The 18,483-nt window shown below is 50.7% G+C and carries 14 protein-coding genes, 1 pseudogene and 1 other annotated feature; of the genes and pseudogenes, 4 read left to right on the top strand and 11 right to left on the bottom strand.

Going from position 1 to position 18,483, the window contains the following annotated elements; all coding sequences use genetic code 11:
- The first annotated feature begins 98 nt into the window (after nt 1-98).
- Nucleotides 99-1,052 (top strand): acetyl-CoA carboxylase carboxyltransferase subunit alpha, encoded by a 954-nt coding sequence (locus tag A4G20_03560; protein QIW15465.1) that lies wholly within the window; start codon nt 99-101, stop codon nt 1,050-1,052.
- 121 nt (nt 1,053-1,173) lie between these two features.
- Complete coding sequence (locus A4G20_03555) at nt 1,174-2,088, top strand: tyrosine recombinase XerC (GenBank protein QIW15464.1); 915 nt, start codon at nt 1,174-1,176, stop codon at nt 2,086-2,088.
- Between the two features lie 113 nt (nt 2,089-2,201).
- Here the strand turns inward: A4G20_03555 and A4G20_03550 are convergent, their stop codons facing one another.
- The 4 genes from A4G20_03550 to A4G20_03535 form a co-directional block, all read right to left on the bottom strand.
- Nucleotides 2,202-3,221, bottom strand: coding sequence for a transcriptional regulator (locus A4G20_03550; GenBank protein ID QIW15463.1), 1,020 nt, complete (start codon nt 3,219-3,221; stop codon nt 2,202-2,204).
- A gap of 89 nt (nt 3,222-3,310) precedes the next feature.
- Complete coding sequence (locus tag A4G20_03545; GenBank protein QIW15462.1) at nt 3,311-4,753, bottom strand: fructosidase; 1,443 nt, start codon at nt 4,751-4,753, stop codon at nt 3,311-3,313.
- A gap of 85 nt (nt 4,754-4,838) precedes the next feature.
- Nucleotides 4,839-5,933, bottom strand: a complete 1,095-nt coding sequence (locus A4G20_03540; protein QIW15461.1) for a tRNA (uridine(54)-C5)-methyltransferase TrmA — start codon at nt 5,931-5,933, stop codon at nt 4,839-4,841.
- Nucleotides 5,934-5,975: 42 nt separating this feature from the next.
- Complete coding sequence (locus A4G20_03535; GenBank protein QIW15460.1) at nt 5,976-6,305, bottom strand: hypothetical protein; 330 nt, start codon at nt 6,303-6,305, stop codon at nt 5,976-5,978.
- Between the two features lie 346 nt (nt 6,306-6,651).
- Here A4G20_03535 and A4G20_03530 point away from each other — a divergent pair, with 346 nt between their 5' ends.
- A complete protein-coding gene (locus tag A4G20_03530) occupies nt 6,652-6,882 on the top strand; it encodes an acyl carrier protein (protein ID QIW15459.1) in 231 nt (76 codons plus the stop codon).
- Between the two features lie 94 nt (nt 6,883-6,976).
- Here the strand turns inward: A4G20_03530 and A4G20_03525 are convergent, their stop codons facing one another.
- The 4 genes and pseudogenes from A4G20_03525 to A4G20_03510 all read right to left on the bottom strand — a co-directional run bounded on the left by A4G20_03525 (nt 6,977) and on the right by A4G20_03510 (nt 14,353).
- Nucleotides 6,977-9,448, bottom strand: coding sequence for a trimethylamine N-oxide reductase I catalytic subunit (locus tag A4G20_03525; GenBank protein ID QIW15458.1), 2,472 nt, complete (start codon nt 9,446-9,448; stop codon nt 6,977-6,979).
- Between the two features lie 14 nt (nt 9,449-9,462).
- Nucleotides 9,463-9,596, bottom strand: a binding site (molybdenum cofactor riboswitch).
- Between the two features lie 226 nt (nt 9,597-9,822).
- Nucleotides 9,823-10,941: a nitrate reductase gene (locus tag A4G20_03520; GenBank protein ID QIW15457.1), complete on the bottom strand. Its 1,119-nt coding sequence runs from the start codon at nt 10,939-10,941 to the stop codon at nt 9,823-9,825.
- A 149-nt stretch (nt 10,942-11,090) separates the two neighbouring features.
- Nucleotides 11,091-12,823, bottom strand: a pseudogene (locus A4G20_03515) (amino acid ABC transporter).
- Nucleotides 12,824-12,982: 159 nt separating this feature from the next.
- Nucleotides 12,983-14,353, bottom strand: coding sequence for a glutathione-disulfide reductase (locus A4G20_03510; GenBank protein ID QIW15456.1), 1,371 nt, complete (start codon nt 14,351-14,353; stop codon nt 12,983-12,985).
- Between the two features lie 213 nt (nt 14,354-14,566).
- On the opposite strand from A4G20_03510, the gene A4G20_03505 reads away from it, so the two are divergent.
- Nucleotides 14,567-15,010: a peptidoglycan-binding protein LysM gene (locus tag A4G20_03505; protein ID QIW15455.1), complete on the top strand. Its 444-nt coding sequence runs from the start codon at nt 14,567-14,569 to the stop codon at nt 15,008-15,010.
- A gap of 37 nt (nt 15,011-15,047) precedes the next feature.
- Here the strand turns inward: A4G20_03505 and A4G20_03500 are convergent, their stop codons facing one another.
- The 3 genes from A4G20_03500 to A4G20_03490 are packed head-to-tail and all read right to left on the bottom strand — an operon-like array spanning nt 15,048 to nt 18,397.
- Nucleotides 15,048-16,505, bottom strand: coding sequence for a cytosol nonspecific dipeptidase (locus A4G20_03500; protein ID QIW15454.1), 1,458 nt, complete (start codon nt 16,503-16,505; stop codon nt 15,048-15,050).
- A 12-nt stretch (nt 16,506-16,517) separates the two neighbouring features.
- Nucleotides 16,518-17,705 (bottom strand): cysteine desulfurase, encoded by a 1,188-nt coding sequence (locus tag A4G20_03495; protein ID QIW15453.1) that lies wholly within the window; start codon nt 17,703-17,705, stop codon nt 16,518-16,520.
- Entirely contained in the window at nt 17,702-18,397 is a 696-nt protein-coding gene (locus A4G20_03490) for a nuclease (protein QIW15452.1), read from the bottom strand. Before A4G20_03490 ends, A4G20_03495 begins: the two co-directional genes overlap by 4 nt.
- Between the last annotated feature and the right edge of the window lie 86 nt (nt 18,398-18,483).

The raw sequence follows: 18,483 nt of genomic DNA, 5'->3' as shown, positions 1-18,483 counted from the left end.
TTTGCAAAACGTTAGACCTGTAAAATTTCTCAATACATTTTGCCTTAAACGTACTAAAATAGGGGCGTTTTGTCCCTATTTTTCAAAAGGAAAAGAGCATGACTCAAGAATATCTAGATTTTGAACTGCCGATTGCAGAGCTTGAAGCCAAAATTGAAGCCCTAAAGGATATGGCCGCCAAAGACAGCCAAATCAATCTTGATGATGAAATCAAACGCCTACAAAAGAAAAGCGAAGAACTCACCAAGAAAACCTTTTCCAACCTGGACGCCTGGCAGGTTTCCCGCATGGCCCGCCACCCAGACCGCCCCTACACCCTAGACTATATTGAGCGTATTTTCACTGAATTTGATGAACTGTCTGGCGACCGTGCCTTTGCAGACGACAAGGCCATTGTGGGCGGGATTGCCCGTTTAGAGGGCCGACCGGTGATGATTATCGGCCACCAAAAGGGCCGCAATGTCAAAGAAAAGGTCAAACGCAACTTTGGTATGCCAGCCCCTGAGGGCTACCGCAAGGCCTTGCGCCTTATGCAAATGGCTGAGCGTTTTAATATGCCGATTATCACTTTTATTGACACCCCAGGTGCCTACCCTGGCATTGGGGCGGAAGAGCGTGGCCAGTCTGAAGCCATCGCCCGCAACCTGCGTGAAATGTCCCTGCTCAAGGTGCCGGTGATTTGTACTGTGATTGGCGAGGGCGGTTCAGGCGGTGCCTTGGCCATTGGCGTGGGCGACAAGGTCAATATGCTGCAATATTCTACCTACTCAGTGATTTCCCCAGAAGGCTGTGCCTCTATTTTATGGAAGAGTGCCGAAAAGGCCTCCACTGCCGCAGAGGTTATGGGCTTGACCGCGCCTCGTATCAAGGAGCTGGGCCTGATTGATAATATCGTGCCAGAGCCTTTGGGCGGCGCCCACCGTAATTTTGACGAAATGGCCGCCAACCTCAAACAACGTCTCTTGGACGATTTAGCCGATCTCTCGCCACTAGGCCAAGAAGATTTGCTGGATCGCCGTTATGAGCGTTTGATGACTTACGGTTATATTTAAAGCAACACAGATGGCGCCAGCCTCCAGGCTGGTGCCTTATGTTTTCTCAGCACCAGCCTGGAGGCTGGCGCTATCTTTTCTCATATAATTTGCGAGTTTTTCCCCAACTCCACCCGCTTGTATGCCAAACACCAACCTCGCCCTGGCTCTCTTTGAACAGACCCAACCCTATTGGGACTTCCTGCGTATTGAACGTCAGGCCAGCCCCCACACTCTCTCCAACTACCAACGCCAGTTGCAGGCGGTATGCAGTCTTTTGGCTCAAGCCGGCATTGAGCAATGGCAGGTAGTAGAACCCTCCACCGTCCGCTGGCTGCTTTCCCAAAGCCACAAGCAGGGCTTGAGCAGTAAGAGCATTAACCTCCGCCTGTCTGCCCTCCGTCAATTCTTCCAATTTCTCATTCGAGCTGAAAAAATGGCCGTAAACCCCGCCCTTGGTATTAAGGCTCCCAAGGTGGGCAAGCATTTACCTAAGAATATTGATGCTGAACAGGTGGCACAATTGCTTGAAAAAGAAGGGGAAAGCCCAGCAGAAAAACGGGATTTGGCCATGATGGAGCTGATGTACAGCTCGGGACTGCGTTTGTCGGAATTGCAAGGTTTGGACTTGGGGGATTTGGATTTTGGCCTGCAAGAAGTGCGGGTGCTGGGCAAGGGCAACAAGCAACGGATTGTACCCATGGGCGCCAAGGCCGTTGAAGCGCTCGAAAAATGGCTGGCCGTGCGGGCGGACTTTAATCCGCAAGATACAGCCCTCTTTCTTAATCAACGGGGCGGGCGACTTTCCCAGCGTGCTATTCAGCTTATTATGAAAAAATGGGGGCAGGCCCAGCACTTAGACACCGCCGTCCACCCCCACAAATTACGCCACTCCTTTGCCACCCACATGCTGGAAGCCAGCGGCGACTTGCGGGCCGTGCAGGAACTGCTAGGCCATGCCAGCCTGTCCACCACCCAGATTTATACCCACCTAGACTTCCAACATCTGGCCAAAATTTACGACTCCGCCCATCCGAGGGCCAAGCGTAAATCGTAACGCTGATGGCGCTAGCCTCCAGGCTGGTGCCTAGACTTATCAGCACCAGCGAGGACGCTGGCGCTATCGTTGGGTAGCAACCAAGCGGTTAGAAATCAGCTATTTTTTACAAATCACCGCCAAAAAATCTCACAAGCCACCTGATGGCTTTCCAACTTTTCCTGTTTCAGATAACGTTCCACCAAACCAAACATGGCCTGGGCAATGGCCTGATGGTTCTGTCCAATGGAGTGGATCTTAAAAGGCAGGGCATTGAGCAGCTTATGATCATCGAAGGTGGTGAGGTGCAGCTGGCCAGATAGGAGCTTATCCATAAGCTGATGCTCGGTCAAATAACGCAGAACCCCCTCCAAAAGCGTATAAGAAGCCGTAAAGATAGCCTGGGGCAGACGGCCGAGCTTGGCTACAATGTCAGCCAACATCTGATAGCCCGAGTCGGGTTGATAGTCCCTGTGCCAGATCCAATCTTCATTCAGGTCCAAGCCGGCTTGCACCAAGCCCTGCTTAAAGCCTTGCAGGCGGTTTTCACTGGGTGAAAGGGCCAGTTTGCCGCCCAAATAGTAATATTCGCTCAAGCCCTCTTGAGCAACGGTTTGGGCAACAAGTTCCGCAATGGCGGGCCTGTCCTGGCTGATAACATAGGACAGTTCCAGGTTGGGGATGTGCCTGTCCAGTTGCAGAACCGGCGTATGTTTGATGATCTGGTTGTAGTAACTCGGGTCTTGGTGGGTGGGGGCGGTAATGAGCAGATCGACCTGCCTGTCCAAGAGCCGTTCGATGGCCTGTTTTTCCTGTTGGGGGTTGTCGTCCGAGCAGGCAATGACCAACAAAAGCCCCTTGTCACGGCAGAGTTTTTCCAGGGTCTTGGCCGTGGAGGCAAAGCCGTAGTTGGCCAAATCAGGGATGACCATGCCAATCACATTGGTGCGTTGGGCCTGGAGGGAGCGGGCGTAGGCATTGGCTCGGTAGCCGTGCTGCTTGGCAATGGCTTCTACCCGCTGGCGGGTTTCAGGCCGAATGCGGAAGTTTTCTCCCTTTCCATTTAAAATCATGCTGGCCGTGGTTTTCGACACGCCTGCAAGCTGGGCAATTTCGCCCAGAGTGATCCGTTTTTTAGGTTGTTTAATGTCCATTTTTTCTATTTAATGATAGCGCCAGCCTCCAGGCTGGTGCTTAGTATCCATATTAGGCACAAGCGTGGACGCTTGCGCCATCAGTCGTCCTACAAATAAGCAATCGAACCGACTTTCGCTATCGTAGCTTCCACAGTTCTAGATGCTTCCACCACATTCTCCCGCTCAGCAATAAAGAAGCGAGAGGTTAGGGCCTTTTCCCCATCATTGGCAAAAATCTCAATAACCGAACGGTCAAGGAAGATTTCCAGTTTATCTAGTTGACCAATCTCGCAGTGACGAAGGCTGCCAAATTTTTCCATCAGGTCGGTTTGGTCGGATTGAGAACGATCCAAGCTCAAGAGGCCTTTTTCATAGCGAAGCACCAAGTGTTGGCCCTGGGCATTATTGAAGAACTTAAGCTCAAGCGGTTGATTTTGCACAGAAATTTGCAAATAGGCACGATCAAGATGAGCAAGCTCCTGCTTGCCCTGAAGCTTCAAGCCCACTTTTGGCCCCAAGAGATCATAAACCTGTTGAGCCGGTTTTTGGTAGATCTTATGGCCCTCCACCCGTAACTGGCGAGGCAGGCTCAGCATAGAGTGCCACTTGTACTTGTCAGTTGGGTAGGTCAGATCTGGCAGGCCGACCCAGCCCAGCAAGAGGCCGTCAGTATTTTGCACGGTTTGTGGGGCGTAGAAGTCAAAGCCGTAGTCTAGCTCTTCAATATGTTGGGCCTGGAGGCTCTTCTCTGCTAGTTTGCCTAGGGCGTAGGTGGCGTGGTAGTTATTTTGAAAGCGGGTCGTTTCCCTTTCTTTCCCCTGGGGCGACCAAACAAAAATATCCTGGCCGCCTAATTTGAAGAGATCTGGGCATTCCCACATAAAGACCTGGCTGTTGTCAAAGTCTTCCACGGCCAATTCACTCAAGAGGCGGGCCGGGCCTTGCAGGTCGTCCATTTCATAGACTAGGGCGGTACCGGTTAAGTCCTCTCGTTGGGCCCCCAGCACAAAGCGGATCTTACCCTCTGCTGTTACCCAAGGCTTAGGATCCCGCACGTGTTCGGTATAGCCCGCAGGAGCCTGGTCTAGCAGGCAACGTTTTTCTAGCAGCTTCCCGCTCTTGTCAAAGATGGCCATATTTTGGTGGGGAACCCGCTGATTGTCCGAAGCCCGGCGGGTGTTGCCAGTGTAGAAGGCTACAATCTTATCCTGCCAGAGAATGGCCCCGCCCGAATAGCAGCCGTGGGACTCAAACATCTCATCCGGCACAAGCGGGTCGGCTTCACGAAAAGTTTGCAAATCCTGGGAGACAAAATGCTTCCAGTGCTTCATGCCGTGCAGGGCATCGTAGGGGAACCACTGGTAGAAGATATGGAATTTCTCGCCGTCAAAAATCAGGCCGTTGGGGTCGTTGAGCAGGCCAGTTGGCGGGGCCAGGTGGTAGGTTGGGTAGAAGTCTTGATCTTCTAATACAGTTTGACGAACCGCGTCTAACTCACCGGCCTCTTGGGCGTGCAGGCTCTTGTACTTACCTTGGTTGAAAATATGCATGGGCATTCCTCTGTCTAAATCGTTTTAGCATTGTAATTCAAACAAAAAAAATGCGACCATTGAAGTCACATTTTTGCTAGCTAGATCACATTTTTCGCACCAACCAAACCCCACTTTCGATGTGATGGGTATAGGGGAACTGGTCAAAGAGGGCGGCTCGCTCAATCCGGTGGGTCTGACTGAGCTGCTTGAGGTTGTCGGCCAGGGTGTCGGGGTTGCAGGAAATATAGAGGATCCGCTCATAGGCCTGCACCATATCAAGAGTGGCCTGATCCAGCCCTGCCCGTGGCGGATCGACAAAGATGGTATTGCAGTCGTAGCTCTTCAGATCAATGCCTCGGAGGCGATAAAAGTCCCGCACCCCATTCATGGCCTGGGTAAATTCCTCGGCTGACATCCGAATGATTTGCAGGTTATCCACCCCGTTCTGCTCAATATTGTATTGGGCAGATTGAACGGAAGACTTAGATATCTCAGTGGCCAGCACCTTGCGGAAGTTGCCAGCCAGGGCGATGGAAAAGTTGCCATTGCCACAGTAGAGCTCCAACAAATCCCCTTGGCTATTTGCGGTGCAAGATCTGGCCCATTCCAACATCTTAATGTTCATAAAGCCATTGGGCTGGGTAAAGCTGTTTTCCACCTGGCGGTAGATATAGGCTTGGCCATGGACTTCCAGCCTTTCTTCCACATAGTCCTGATCTAGGGCAATCTTCTGCTTGGTGGCCCGGCCAATGAGCTGAACATCAAAGCCATAGCCCTCTAAGCGTTTTTTAAGCAGGCGGGCTTGTTGTTCCCATTCTTTATCCAGTGTCTTATGATAGAGCATAGACACGGCAATCTGGCCGCTCAGGGTGCTGAGATAGTCCACCTGAAAGAGCCGGCGGGTCAGGAGGTCATTGCCCTTAATTTCAGCCAGCAGGACGGTCATCATACGGTTGATGAGCTGGCTGGCAATGGGGAACTCATCCACCCGATAGCGTTGTTTGGTGGCCTGATCGAACATGATATGGTAGAGATCGCCGGCCTCATGCCAGACCCGAAATTCGGCTCTTAGGCGAAAGTGACTGGTGGGGGAGGCAAAAACCTCTAGTTCAGGGGCATCAAAAGGGGCCAATAAAGCGGTCAGCCTTTGGGCTTTTTCTGCAAGTAATTGGGGATAGTGGGAGATGGCTAGTGACATGGTTCTTTATAAAAATCTTCCCCCAAAACTGGGGGAGGAGGGTTATTCTGTGGCGGTAAAATCGTCCGCAGAGGCATCAGTATTGCCTGAAAGGGTGTAAACACGGTGGGTGTTGCTGATTTTGGTGCGGTATTTGATCCACACTTTTTCCAAGAGGCTTTGAGCTTCTGCCTCGCCCTTGACCACCGCAACAAATTGTTTTTCCTCTTTGGTAGCAGGCTTACGCTCGCCTAATTCCAAGGCAAGACAGGCTTGGCCAAATTGCTCTAAAAGCTGGGATTCACGAATGGTGTAGTCGCCGTGGCGGGAAAAGCCACGCGGGTAATTTTTATCATCAAAAAAACGGCGGGTTACGCTAAAACTTTCTGCCATAATATGCCTCTAAAATAAGGGGTTATCGAAAAAATCAAAATTGGGCAAGCATTAAAGCAAGTATTGAAAATATGTCAATGCCTAAATGCAAAAAAGCCCAAATTTTGCAAATTTTTGGCCAAAATCCCCCGCTTGTAGGGCGAAATCAAAATTAGGGTATAGATAAACCTTAATCATAGTGGTAGAATTAGACCGCTTTTTCGCTCAGCCCAATGGGCGAAACCCTTAACTTAGGTGTGTGGAAAAGCGACGCTGGTTTGACCTTTTGAAAAGCGTTGAATTTAGTGAAATTTTCTTTACACTTTTAACTCTCGCACTTAGGCGATTTCACAATAGGAAACAAAAAATGAGCATTGAAGAACGCGTAAAAAAAATCATCGTTGAACAACTTGGCGTGAAAGCTGAAGATGTAAAACCAGAAGCTTCATTCATTGAAGACTTAGGCGCTGACTCTTTAGACACTGTTGAGCTAGTGATGGCTTTAGAAGAAGAATTCGACATCGAAATTCCAGATGAAGAAGCTGAAAAAATCACAACTGTTCAATCAGCCATTGATTACGTTCAGAACAACCAATAATTTCCAGAGGCGGTTGAAACCGCCTTATTTTTTGCCCCTTTGATGAGGCAACAAAAAATCCCAGCCTAGGCTGGGATTTTGCTATTTAGAGGCCTTAACCTGCGATTTTTGGTTGTTTAAAGACCGTCACTTCAGGTGCTTGGCCCACAAACTTCTCCACCTGAACGGTTGCAGTGTTTGGTGAGTTACCCTGGGCCAGTTTAGATGTGCCTTCGTCACGGGTGAGTACGTTCGGGTTGCCGAATTTACACAGTGGCTTGTCGCTGCTGCCTAAATCCTGTGGATCGTACCAGGCCCCTTCGTGTAGGGCGACTGTGCCCTTGATGATGCCATCAGTCACCACTGCACCGGCTAACACCTGTCCACGTTTGTTAAAAATCCGCACAATGTCACCGCTTGCAATGCCGCGGGCGGCTGCGTCGTCTTTATGGATGAGCACAGGTTCTCTGCCCGCCACGGTGTATTTGTCACGCAATGAAGTGTGGCAAAGTTGGCTGTGGAGGCGGTAGTAAGGGTGTGGTGTCACTAGGGCTAACGGCTCTTCAGCGGTTACGTTGCCGGCGAACTCGGCTGGGACAAACCAGCTTGGATGGCCCTTGCAGTCGTCATAGTTCATTTTGGCGACCACATCAGAGAAGATCTCGATCTTGCCTGATGGTGTGCCTAATGGGTTGAGCAGTGGGTCATTGCGGAATTCTTCATAACGCACCCATTTTTTGGCTTTTTCACTGGCCTTGAAGGTGATCGGCTTGTTCTCTTCCCAGAATTTTTCAAATTTTGGCATGAGCACACGGTTCTTTCTGGCTCCTTCAAAGGCGGTTTGATAGAAACTTTGCAGCCATTCCATTTCGCTCTTGCCTTCGGTGAACTCTTTTTCTACGCCTGCACGTTTGGCCAGTTCCGCAAAAATATCGAAGTCGTTTTTGGCTTCAAATTGCGGTTCAACCACCTGTTTCATCGGGTAGATGTTCATCATGGAGTAGTCGCCTGACATGGTGAGGTCGTTGCGTTCGTAGCTGGTGGTCGCTGGCAAGACGATGTCCGCCATACGGGCTGTTGGTGTCCAGTTGACTTCGTTCACAATGATGGTGTCAGGTTTTTGCCAGGCTTTGATCAGCGTGTTGGTGTCTTGGTGATGGGTAAATGGATTACCGCCCGCCCAGTAGATGACCTTGATATCTGGATAGGTGATTTCCGTGCCGTTGTACTGGATGGTTTTGCCCGGGTTGAGCAGGGCATCAGCAATGCGAGCCACAGGGAAGGACATTTTGGAGGTTTCGTCCAACCAGGTTTTTTCGCCTGCTTGACCTGATGGGTTGGCAGAAATTGAACCTAAGATACCGCCCGTTGCCGTTGGTGCACCGCCGTTAGAGTAGTGGTAGCTCAAGCCGAAGCCGCCACCTGGTAGGCCGATTTGCCCTAGCATTGAAGCGAGGGTGACCAACATCCAGTGGGTTTGTTCACCGTGGCGTTGGCGTTGCATACCCCAGCCGCCCATGAGCATGGTGCGTTTGGACGAGAAGTCAGCGGCTAATTGTTTGATAAGATCGGCTGGTACGCCGGTGATTTGGCTGGCCCAGGCCGCGTCTTTCGGCTGGTTGTCGTCCTTGCCTAAAAGGTAGCTTTCAAATTTGTCGTAGCCTGTGGTGTATTTTTTCAAGAAAGCGGTGTCGTGTTTGTTTTCGCTTACTAAGGTGTGGGCGATACCCAACATTAAGGCCACGTCGGTTGCGGTGTTAATTGGGATCCACTCTGCCCCTAAAAATTCGCAACTTTCGCTTTTCACAGGGTCGATACAGATAATACGTTTGCCGCTCTCTTTAAGTTTTTTGAAATATTCGATCCCTTGTTGGTCGGTGGAGGTCCAGGCAATGCGAAGAGTTGTGAGCGGGTTGGCTGCCCAAAGCACTACGATGTCTGAGCTTTCTAAGATCACTTCCCAAGAAGTTTGTTGCTCATAAACCTCAATCGTACCTAAAACGTGAGGCATAATTACCTGTGCTGCCCCTGTGGAATAGTCGCCTTTCACGCCAACAAAGCCGCCAGTCAAATTCATATAACGTTGCAAAAGGGTGCGGCAAGCGTGTAAGGCCCCTGAGCTATACCAGCCGTAAGAACCTGCGAAAATAGCACTTGGGCCGTGAGCATCACGCACACGTTTCATTTCGCCTGCAACTAGATCGAAAGCCTTGTCCCAAGAAACCTGCACCCACTCATCACGTCCACGCAAAGAGGTGTCTTTGTTGCCGTCTAAATAGCCCTTACGCACCATCGGGAATTTAACCCGAGCTTCGCTATAAAGCTGGTCGGCAACCACGGATTGCAGTTCGTTTTCCACACTTGGCACAATAGCAGGGCCTGATTTAACCACCTTGCCATTTTCCACCACCACGCCCAGCGGCCCCCAGTGGGCGGCGGTTACCACGGTTTTGCTATCAGCTGCCAGCGCTGGTGCTGAGGCAAGTGTGCCGACCACGCCACCTGAGAGCGAAGCACCCGCCACACCGAGCGAGCTGTGCTTGAGGAAATCACGGCGTTTGAGATTGATTTGGTCTTGTTTTTTCATAATGGACTCCAAATTGAAGTTGAAAGACGACACCTTTCTAAGTTGAGTGGCTGGCTCATTTCTAAGCCAACCATGTGTGAGAAGTCTCACAGGCACAGTTTCCATATCTTTGCGACTTAGGAAGACAGGCTCGGAGTCGGGGTTTAATTTAATCCCCTCCCACGAAAATGGAGGAAGGGGCTTAAAAATTTTACATCGAGATAAAATCCCCTCCCCCGTTTACGGGGGAGGGTTAGGGTGGGGGGATTGCCGTCAGGCAACAAGCGGTATAAATTCAACCAATATTTGCAAATTTTGCGAGAAAAATAACCGCTTGTTAAGGTTAGTCCCCCACCCCCGCCCTCCCCCGCAAGCGGGGGAGGGGGTAGAAAGAATTAATGCTTACTCTCCACCATATCCTTACCATTGCGTTGCAGGTAGATGGTCACAGCACGTACATCATCAGCCGTCATTGACGTGCGGTCTTTCATGGAATTAACCACGCCGATCCACTGGTTGGCCGTGTAGTGATCCGCGCCAATCGGGGCGTGGCAGCCGCTACAATGGGTTTGGTTGAGGTTGTTACCAAAATTATTGAGAGCAGCAATATTGGCGGTAACAGCTGTTTTCGGGGCGGTTACTTCAAAGTTGATCTCCTTCCAATCGGAGGCGGTCACGTCATCGTACACAGTTTTGACCACATTTACCTTGCCTTGGGCATCGTCACCCAAGAGGGCAACCATCACCCGCTTGCCTAAATCCAAATAGACAACCGATTCCGCTCCAGCCTGCTGCCAGCCCTTAACCGTGGCGGTAATTTTATCGTCCGCTTCTTTCCAATTACCCAATTCCGCAAAAGGCATAAGGCGTACTTCACCACCTTGGGCCAACTGCACATTATTCATGGCCAATGAATAGAGGGTTTTGTCGCTCACTCCAAATTCACCGCCGTGTTTAGCCAGTTCGCCCGCCGCTGCGGCATTATCCACAGGGATTTCAGGCATAAAGTGAGCAATGCCCTTGTGGCAGTCGATACAGGTTTGGTTAGTTTCCTGGGCTAACTGGTGCATTTTTTGAGCCGCTTCTTTTTGTTCTGATAAGACCATGGCCTCAAAACTATGGCAACTACGGCAGGTGGCAGAATTATTGGCCTTCATATCCTCCCAAACCCGTTGAGCCATCTCTAAGCGGTGGGTTTCGTAGGCTTCTTGGTCAGGCAATTTGTTGGTGACCACCGTGTGCCAGACATCTTTTAAGGCCATCACCTTGGTTTTAACATAATGGAAGGCATTGTCCTGCGGAATATGGCAGTCGGCACATTCTGCCCGAATGCCCTTGCGGTTGGAAAAATGCACCGTGCCTTCCCATTCCGCCTGCGGGTGGCTCATTGAGTGGCAGCTCACACAAAATTCAGTACTGCTGGTTTCTTTCATCGCAAACTGGGTTCCCAACACCGTAGCTGCCCCCAGGGCAGCTAAGCCTAGGGCGGTTAAAGCCCCTTTTAATTTGGCCATTTCATACACTCCAAAAAAATTTTTCTAATTAAAAATAGGTATCATGTGGGGTATTTTAAGGGCTGGGCAGGTGGGGACAATAAGTAAAAATACGTATTTTGGGTTAGATCTGGAGCCAAGTTAGATCCAGATCAAATAATGGAGAGGTTCTAGTTTCTTTTTAGGTCAAACCATTTAGGCAGCACAAATTCACTTTGGGCAAACAAACTTGGGGCGATAACTGCACTTCTGCCCTGTTGGACTTGGTAGATCAGGTGGGGTTGGCTGATGGAAAGATCGAGCGTATTGTCTGGATAGGTCAGCCCCGTTTGCCCCTCTGTACCAAAGAAATACGTGCCATTGACCCCGTGATAGGGCTGGGAGCGAATGCCAGTAAGCACATCCTTAAATGCCCGGGGGAAATGCTGTTTTTCCAGGCATTGGCTAGGATTTGTACCTGATCATAGGCAATAGAAGCCTGGGAATAGGTGGGTTGATGGCCGAAAAAGGCCTGGTATTGCTGGACGAACTGCTGGCCCAGATGGTTATTGCTCAGGCCGCTAGTGGTTGACCAGAGAACCCCTTCGCAGGGTTGTTCTTGAGGCAGAAAGGCGGACGGTGCATAAATGCTATAAATCACCGCATTGATGGGCTGGCTTATAAAGGCCTGATAGAGAGCGACAATATCCTCGGCAAAATAAGAAGCCAGGACAATCAGGGTTGGGTCGTAGTGGTGGATCTGTTGCAGGGCATAGGCAAAGGCAGCGGGCGATTGCTCATCCAATTCAATCACCTCCACCGACCAATGTAAAGCGGTCAGATCTTGGATTAATTTTGCAAGGCCAATATCGATCCGTTGCCACTTGACCCGAATAAGCAAGAGCCTTTTTTCCTTCAGTAGTTGCGGGTAATGCTGGGCAAAGGCTTGCAGGAAGCGGAATACGCCCGAGCCATAGTGAATATCGCTGGCACAGACCTGGAAGATATTATCAATGGTTTCTTGGGGAAGGTGTTGGGAACGCTTGTCCGAACCGCTGTGGGTGGCGATATGCAAATAAGGGATACCCCGGCTGGCAATCAGTTCGTGAATGTCGGGCGAATAGCAGGCGTAGCTGGTGGAAATGGCATCCACTTCCCGCTCGAAGAGCTGATGATAGGCCCTCTCAATGCTGGCCTTATCCTCCACACAAAAGCCCACTGCCTCCATTTCCACCAAGCGCCCCTTAATCCCGCCCTGACGGTTGAGGTTTTCAATGGCAAGTTGTGTTCCCTTGAGTAGCTCCTTGGTGTCAATTTGCCCAATTCCCTCTTCTACATAGGGCACGCCAATCACAATCGGCCGGGCCTGGCGTTGAACAAGCGGGCTAAATGTTGGTTTTTTTGGCAAATTTTGGGCTAGCTGTTCAATTTCAAAGCTGACCAAAATGGATTGGCTAAGTTGGCCGGGGGTAGGCAGGCAGCAGAGGTGCTGCTTATGGGCAAAGACAGCCAGGACGGTGCGGTTGTCGATGGCGGTTTTCTCAAAAATATGCTCAACGTGCTTGGCTACCGTCCGTTCACTAATAAAGAGCTGCTGGGCGATTTCCGTGTTGCTCAAACCGCTGCTTAGGAGGGTAAGGATTTCCAACTCCCGCTTGCTCAAATTAAAGGGCAGCTCAACTGCCTCAGCCTTAAAGAGGGCCAGGCCGTCTTGATTTCTCCGCAACCAAATTTGATACCACTGACTTTCATTTTCTAACTGATAGAAAAAGGTTAGGGCAGGATAGCTAGAGGCCAGCAGGGCCTGGGCATAGCCGATAAGCTGCTTAAAGCTGGCCAAAAAGCGTTTGCCGGCCTCATCTTCCCATTCAAACAGGCGGCCCTGAATATCAACCAAGCAAGCGTATTTTAATGGTGTTGTCATATCCCTCATCTCGTATGGCGCTGGTAAAAGGAGGGCTATTATAAAAGGAGGTGATAAAGCATTTCCTTATGGGAAATCAAATAATGGGTGGGTTTTGGGGCTGAAACAAAAAAGCGAGAGTATATAGCAACATATACTCTCGCCCTTTCAAAAACTTGCTTAACGCATGGTCACAAACTCTTCCGAGCCTGTTGGGTGAATGGCCACCGTGTTATCAAAGTCTGCCTTGGTCGCCCCCATCTTAATGGCCACTGCAAAGCCCTGGATCATTTCATCCACGCCAAAGCCAATGCCGTGTAGGCCAACCACTTTTTCCTCTGGGCCAACGCAGACTAGCTTCATGCGGCAAGGTTGGCGGTGTTGGGTAACGGCAGTGTACATGGCTGTGAAGGACGATTTATAAACCTTCACATTTTCCGCCCCATATTGCTCAATGGCTTGAGGTTCGGTTAAGCCCACTGTGCCGATTGGCGGGTGGCTAAAGACCACGGTCGGCACTAGATTATAGTCTAAATGCTCGTTTGGCTTATTGTTAAAGAGACGTTCGGACAAGCGGCGGCCCGCAGCTACGGCCACAGGGGTCAGCTCAATCCCGCCTTCAATAATATCGCCCACGGCATAAATGCCTGGTACGTTGGTATTTTGGAACTTGTCCACCTTGATAAAACCACGGCTGTTGGTTTCCACACCCACCTTTTCCAGGCCGATCTTATCGGTGGCCGGCTCCCGGCCGATGGCCCAGACAAAGGTTTCGGTGGTTTGTTCACGGCCATCTTCTAGTTTAAAGGTGATGCTACCATCAGCATTTTTGACCAATTCTTTTGGCAGAGCTTGAGTATGGAGGGTAATGCCATCTTGGGCCAAGACCTCAACCAAGGTTTCCACGATAAGCGGGTCTTGATTCCGCAGTGGGGCGTGTTGGCGAACAAAGAGGTGGGTTTCCACGCCCAGGCTGTTAAGCACGCCGGCCAGTTCCACGGCAATGTAGCCCGCCCCTGCAATGGCCACACTCTTCGGCAGTTTGTCTAGGGCAAAGACACCGTCAGAGTCAATTCCGTGTTCTGTGCCTGGAATGTTAGGACGGGCTGGACGGCCGCCTGTGGCAATCAGGATATGCTCGGCTGTGATGGTTTCTGTTGAGCCATCTTCCAGGGTAACTTCCAGGGTGTTTTTGTCGATAAATTTACCGAAGCCCTTAATCACATCCACCTGGTTTTTACCTAGCACATTACCGTAAGAGGTGTGGATACGGCTAATGTAGGCCTGACGGCTTTCAACCAATTTGGCATAGTCGAAGTTTTTCACCTCCACATCAAAGCCATAGTCAGGGGCATAGCGGTGGATGGCTTCGGCTACTTGGGCACCATAAAACATCACTTTTTTCGGCACGCAGCCCACGTTTACACAGGTACCGCCCAGGTGTTTGGCTTCAATAATGGCACATTTCTTGCCATAGCTGGCCGCACGGTTGATGGAGGCGATCCCACCACTGCCGCCGCCGATGGCGACGTAATCATAATGTTTGGTCATAGTTTATCCTTATTTAAGCTACAAGCGGGGCAAAACCCGCCAAAATTTGCAAATCAAACCAGCTTCTCGCAAAGAGAATGGAAATCCGACAGATTTTAGCATAAAATCGCCCCCTGTGCTGATTTCACTGTCTGCAACTTTTTGCAAGAAATCAGGTCTAACCAACCGCTTGCTCATTTTGCAAGTCATTATTTCGTTAAAGAGGATTTAAACATGGGTCTATTTGATTTTGTTGGCGACATCGGTCGCAAATTATTTAGCAAAGAAGAAGATGCGTCAAAAGCCGTCACTGAACACTTAAACCAAGACAACCCTGGTGTGGAAAATGTGCAAGTAACCGTGGAAAACGGTGTGGCCAATATTTCAGGCACGGCGACAGATGCCAGCGCACTTGAAAAGGCCATCTTAATGGCTGGCAACATTGCAGGCATTAGCGAAGTGAAGGTGGATAATGTGGCTGTTGCCAATGGCGAACAAGTTGCAGGCGATGATGAGTTCTATGTGATTCAAAAGGGCGACACGCTTTGGGAAATCGCCACCAAGGCCTACGGCAATGGCGCCAAATACAAGGCCATTGTAGAAGCCAACAAGGAAGTGATCAAGGACGAGAACAAGATCTTCCCTGGTCAAAAAATTCGTATTCCGAAAGGTTTATAATCGTATAAAAAAGCCCCGTTTGGGGCTTTTTTTCTTGTTAGGCTTGAGCTGGCACTTGAGCCAAAATCTGGGTCAAGAGTTCCCAATAAATGGCCACCGCCGGGATATGCACCTTCTCATCTGGTGAGTGGGCATTGCGGATGGTTGGGCCGATGGAGACCAAGTCCATATTTGGATAGACCTTCTTGATCAAACCACATTCTAGGCCTGCATGGATAACCTTAATTTGAGCTTCATAGCCCAAGATCTGATCGTAGATCTGCTTGGTCAGCGGGGTAATCTTGGAGTGGCGATCTGGCTCCCAGCCTGGGTAGGAACCAGAGAAGACAGCTTCTGCCCCCACCAATTCCGCCAATGAAGTTAAACGGCTGCGGACATCGGCCTTGCCGCTTTCAATCAGGGAGCGGAGGAGGATATTAACCCGCACACGGTTGTTGCGAATCTCTAAAATCCCGGCACTGAGAGAGGTTTCCACCACATCTTTGACCACATCACTGTTGCGAATCACACCATTAGGTAAGACGTTGAGAAGCTGGATGGTCTTATCGCTGGTGATTTTGTCAAAGACCTGCTCAGGGCTGGCCGCATCTTCCAATACAAGGTGTAAATTTGGCTCGGCCAGGGCCAGCTCAGCTTTAAGTTCGGCTTCCATCTCACTCAAGCAAGCGGTCAATTTTTCCCGATTTTTTGCAGAAAAAGCCAAGGTAACCACCGCTTCCCGTGGGATGGCATTGCGGACAGAACCACCACGGATGTCAGCAATCTGTACCTCAACTTGGTTCTTCACCTCAGCCAAGACCCGAGCCAATAATTTGATGGCATTGGCCCGGGTGGTGTGGATGTCGCAGCCCGAATGCCCGCCATTGAGGCCCTTGAGGCGGACTTGTAGGGCCTGGTCAAAGCGATTGGCTTCATACACAATCGGCAATTCAAGATTGCCATCTTCCCCACCGGCACAGCCGATGTAGATCTCACCATTGTCTTCGGTGTCAGTGTTGATCATGATGTCAGACTGCAACCAGTTGGCCTGAAGCCCCAAGGCCCCTTCCATGCCGGCTTCTTCGGTCATGGTCAGGAGGACTTCTAAATCAGGGTGGGCCAAATCATCCGCATCCAACACGGCCAAGCAGGAGGCTAGGCCAATACCGTTGTCAGCCCCCAGGGTTGTGCCTCTGGCCTTGACCCAGTCGCCGTCAATGTAGGGTTGAATGGGGTCTTTGGTGAAGTCGTGTTGTGTACCTTCGTTGGCTTGAGGAACCATATCCAAGTGGGCTTGGAGGGCGACTTTTTGGCACTTTTCCATGCCTGGTGTAGCAGGCTTGCGAATCAGGATATTACCCGTGCTGTCACGTTCAACCCAAAGGTTTTTAGACTTGGCCCAATCGACAATAAAGTGGGCGATTTCTTCCTCGTGATAAGAAGGGTGAGGGATGGCACAGATCTTGTCGAACCATTGCCAGAGAAGTTGGGGGGAAAGGGTAGAAATTTCAGACATAAAAGCTCCTTGTTATGCCAGTAGATCGAGGGCCAGATCGAGGGCCTTGAAAAATTGTTCCACATCGGCCGGGCTGTTGTAGTGGGCCAATGATAGGCGTAATGTACCGCTTTGGGCCAAATAACGCAAATAAGGTTGGGCACAATGTTGGCCTTGGCGAATGGCTACCCCCTGCTCGGCCAGGATACTGGCAATGTCGGCCGGGTGCTGGCCTTCAATCGTAAAACTCATGGTTGAACCGCCTGAGCCTAGAATTTGCAGGTTTGGGTAGGTTTTTAACCGCTTGTAGGTAGTCTCCACCAATTGGTACAAGCCTTGATTAAGAGCAGACAGATCCCAGCCCTCCAGCCACTTGAGCACCGCCCCAAAGCCGATAATGCCGGCGATATTGGGGGTTCCGGCTTCCAAACGATAGGGCAGGTCTGCTAGGGTGAGTTGGCTTTCTGTAACATCTTCCAACATCTTCCCGCCAAAAACAAGCGGGCCTAAGGCCTGTAAACTTTGCAAGTTGCCCATGAGCACGCCCACGCCCGTTGGGCCGTAGATCTTATGGGCAGAAAAGGCGTAGAAGTCGGCACCTAGGGCCTGGACATCCACCTGCTCGGTGCAGACGGCCTGGGCCAGATCCAGCACGATCTTGGCTGGAGAATGCTGGCGAATGATGGGAATAAGTTTTTCGGCAGGCTGGCGAATGCCGGTTACGTTAGACACCAGATTAAAGGCCACAATCTTGGTTTTGGCTGAGAGGGCTGCTTGCAGGGTAGAGGCTTCCAGTTGGTAATGCTCATTTAAGGGAAGTACTACAAGCTTGGCGCCTGTCCGCTGGGCCAACTGCTGCCAAGGGATAAAGTTAGCGTGGTGTTCGGCCACGGTGATGATAATTTCATCATCCGCTCCTAGGCTATGCTCCAGCCCATAGGCCACGGTGTTGAGGGCCTGGGTGGTGCCGCTGGTCCAGATCACCGCCTCCTTGGCCTCCACATTAAAACGCTTGGCCACCAGGGCCCGGGCTTCTTCATAGGCCTGAGTTTGGGGCAGATCGTACTGGCTGCGGTGGACAGAGCCGGCCGAGGCATAAAAGAGGCTGGTGGCCTCTAGCAGGATTTGAGGCTTGAGGGTGGTGGCAGCCGAGTCCAAATAAGCCCAATCCGGCTGGGCTTGGAAAAAGGGAAAGTGGCTGCGAAATTGGCTATTTATCATCTTCTTTGTGCCTTGCGATAGAGGGAGTTGCAGGGAATACCATCACGGTTGCCGTCCATTTCGGCCCAGCCGCATTGATCAAAGTAACGTTTGGCCAGGGCATAGTCCCCACCCATGCGTTCAATTTTGCCACAAGAGAGCTTAACTGAACAGTCCACCCTGCCTACAAGCGGGGGATTTGAAGATTGATTTTGCAAATTTGGGCCAGAATGTGACCGCTTGTCTTGGTATATTTTTCGCCAATCCGCAGGGTTGATGGGATTAGGATCTCGCCATAAGCCCAAGCCTCTTTGCCTCGCCTGATCTTCTGCCTGCTTATAGAGGGGCTTGGTTTGCCGATAGGCCCAGGCCAGACCGTCTTCTACCAGTTTTAAATTGAGATTCTGGTTACGTTCGTCAAAAACCACAGCCAACAGGCGTTGGTACTTATCATAGCCCGAAACCAGCAAGCGAACCTCCTTCTTAAAGGCATAGGAGGCCAGGGCCTGCTTGGCCCGATTACCAAAGGGCTGGGCAGATTCCGGGGCATCAATATACTGGAGCCGCACCTTGAGCTGATTGCGGTTGTGGAGGCAGGTCAGGGTATCCCCATCGCTAATGCCCACTACCTTGCATTGGATTTGGCGTTGGGCAGCCCAGGTAAGCGGGGTGAGGAGGAGGAAAAATTGTAAGAGGATAAATAGGCCTTTCATGGTCTGTTGCTAAGGTTGAAGTGAGTTAAATCTTACCATTTACGAACCAAGAATGGTAGGCAAGAGCTTCTGGAAAAGCCCCTTAT

The sequence above is a fragment of the Pasteurellaceae bacterium RH1A genome (assembly GCA_012221805.1).
GTDB lineage: Bacteria > Pseudomonadota > Gammaproteobacteria > Enterobacterales > Pasteurellaceae > RH1A.
The sequence above is the reverse complement of the archived record's forward strand: the minus strand, read 5'-3'. Positions and strand labels throughout refer to the sequence as shown.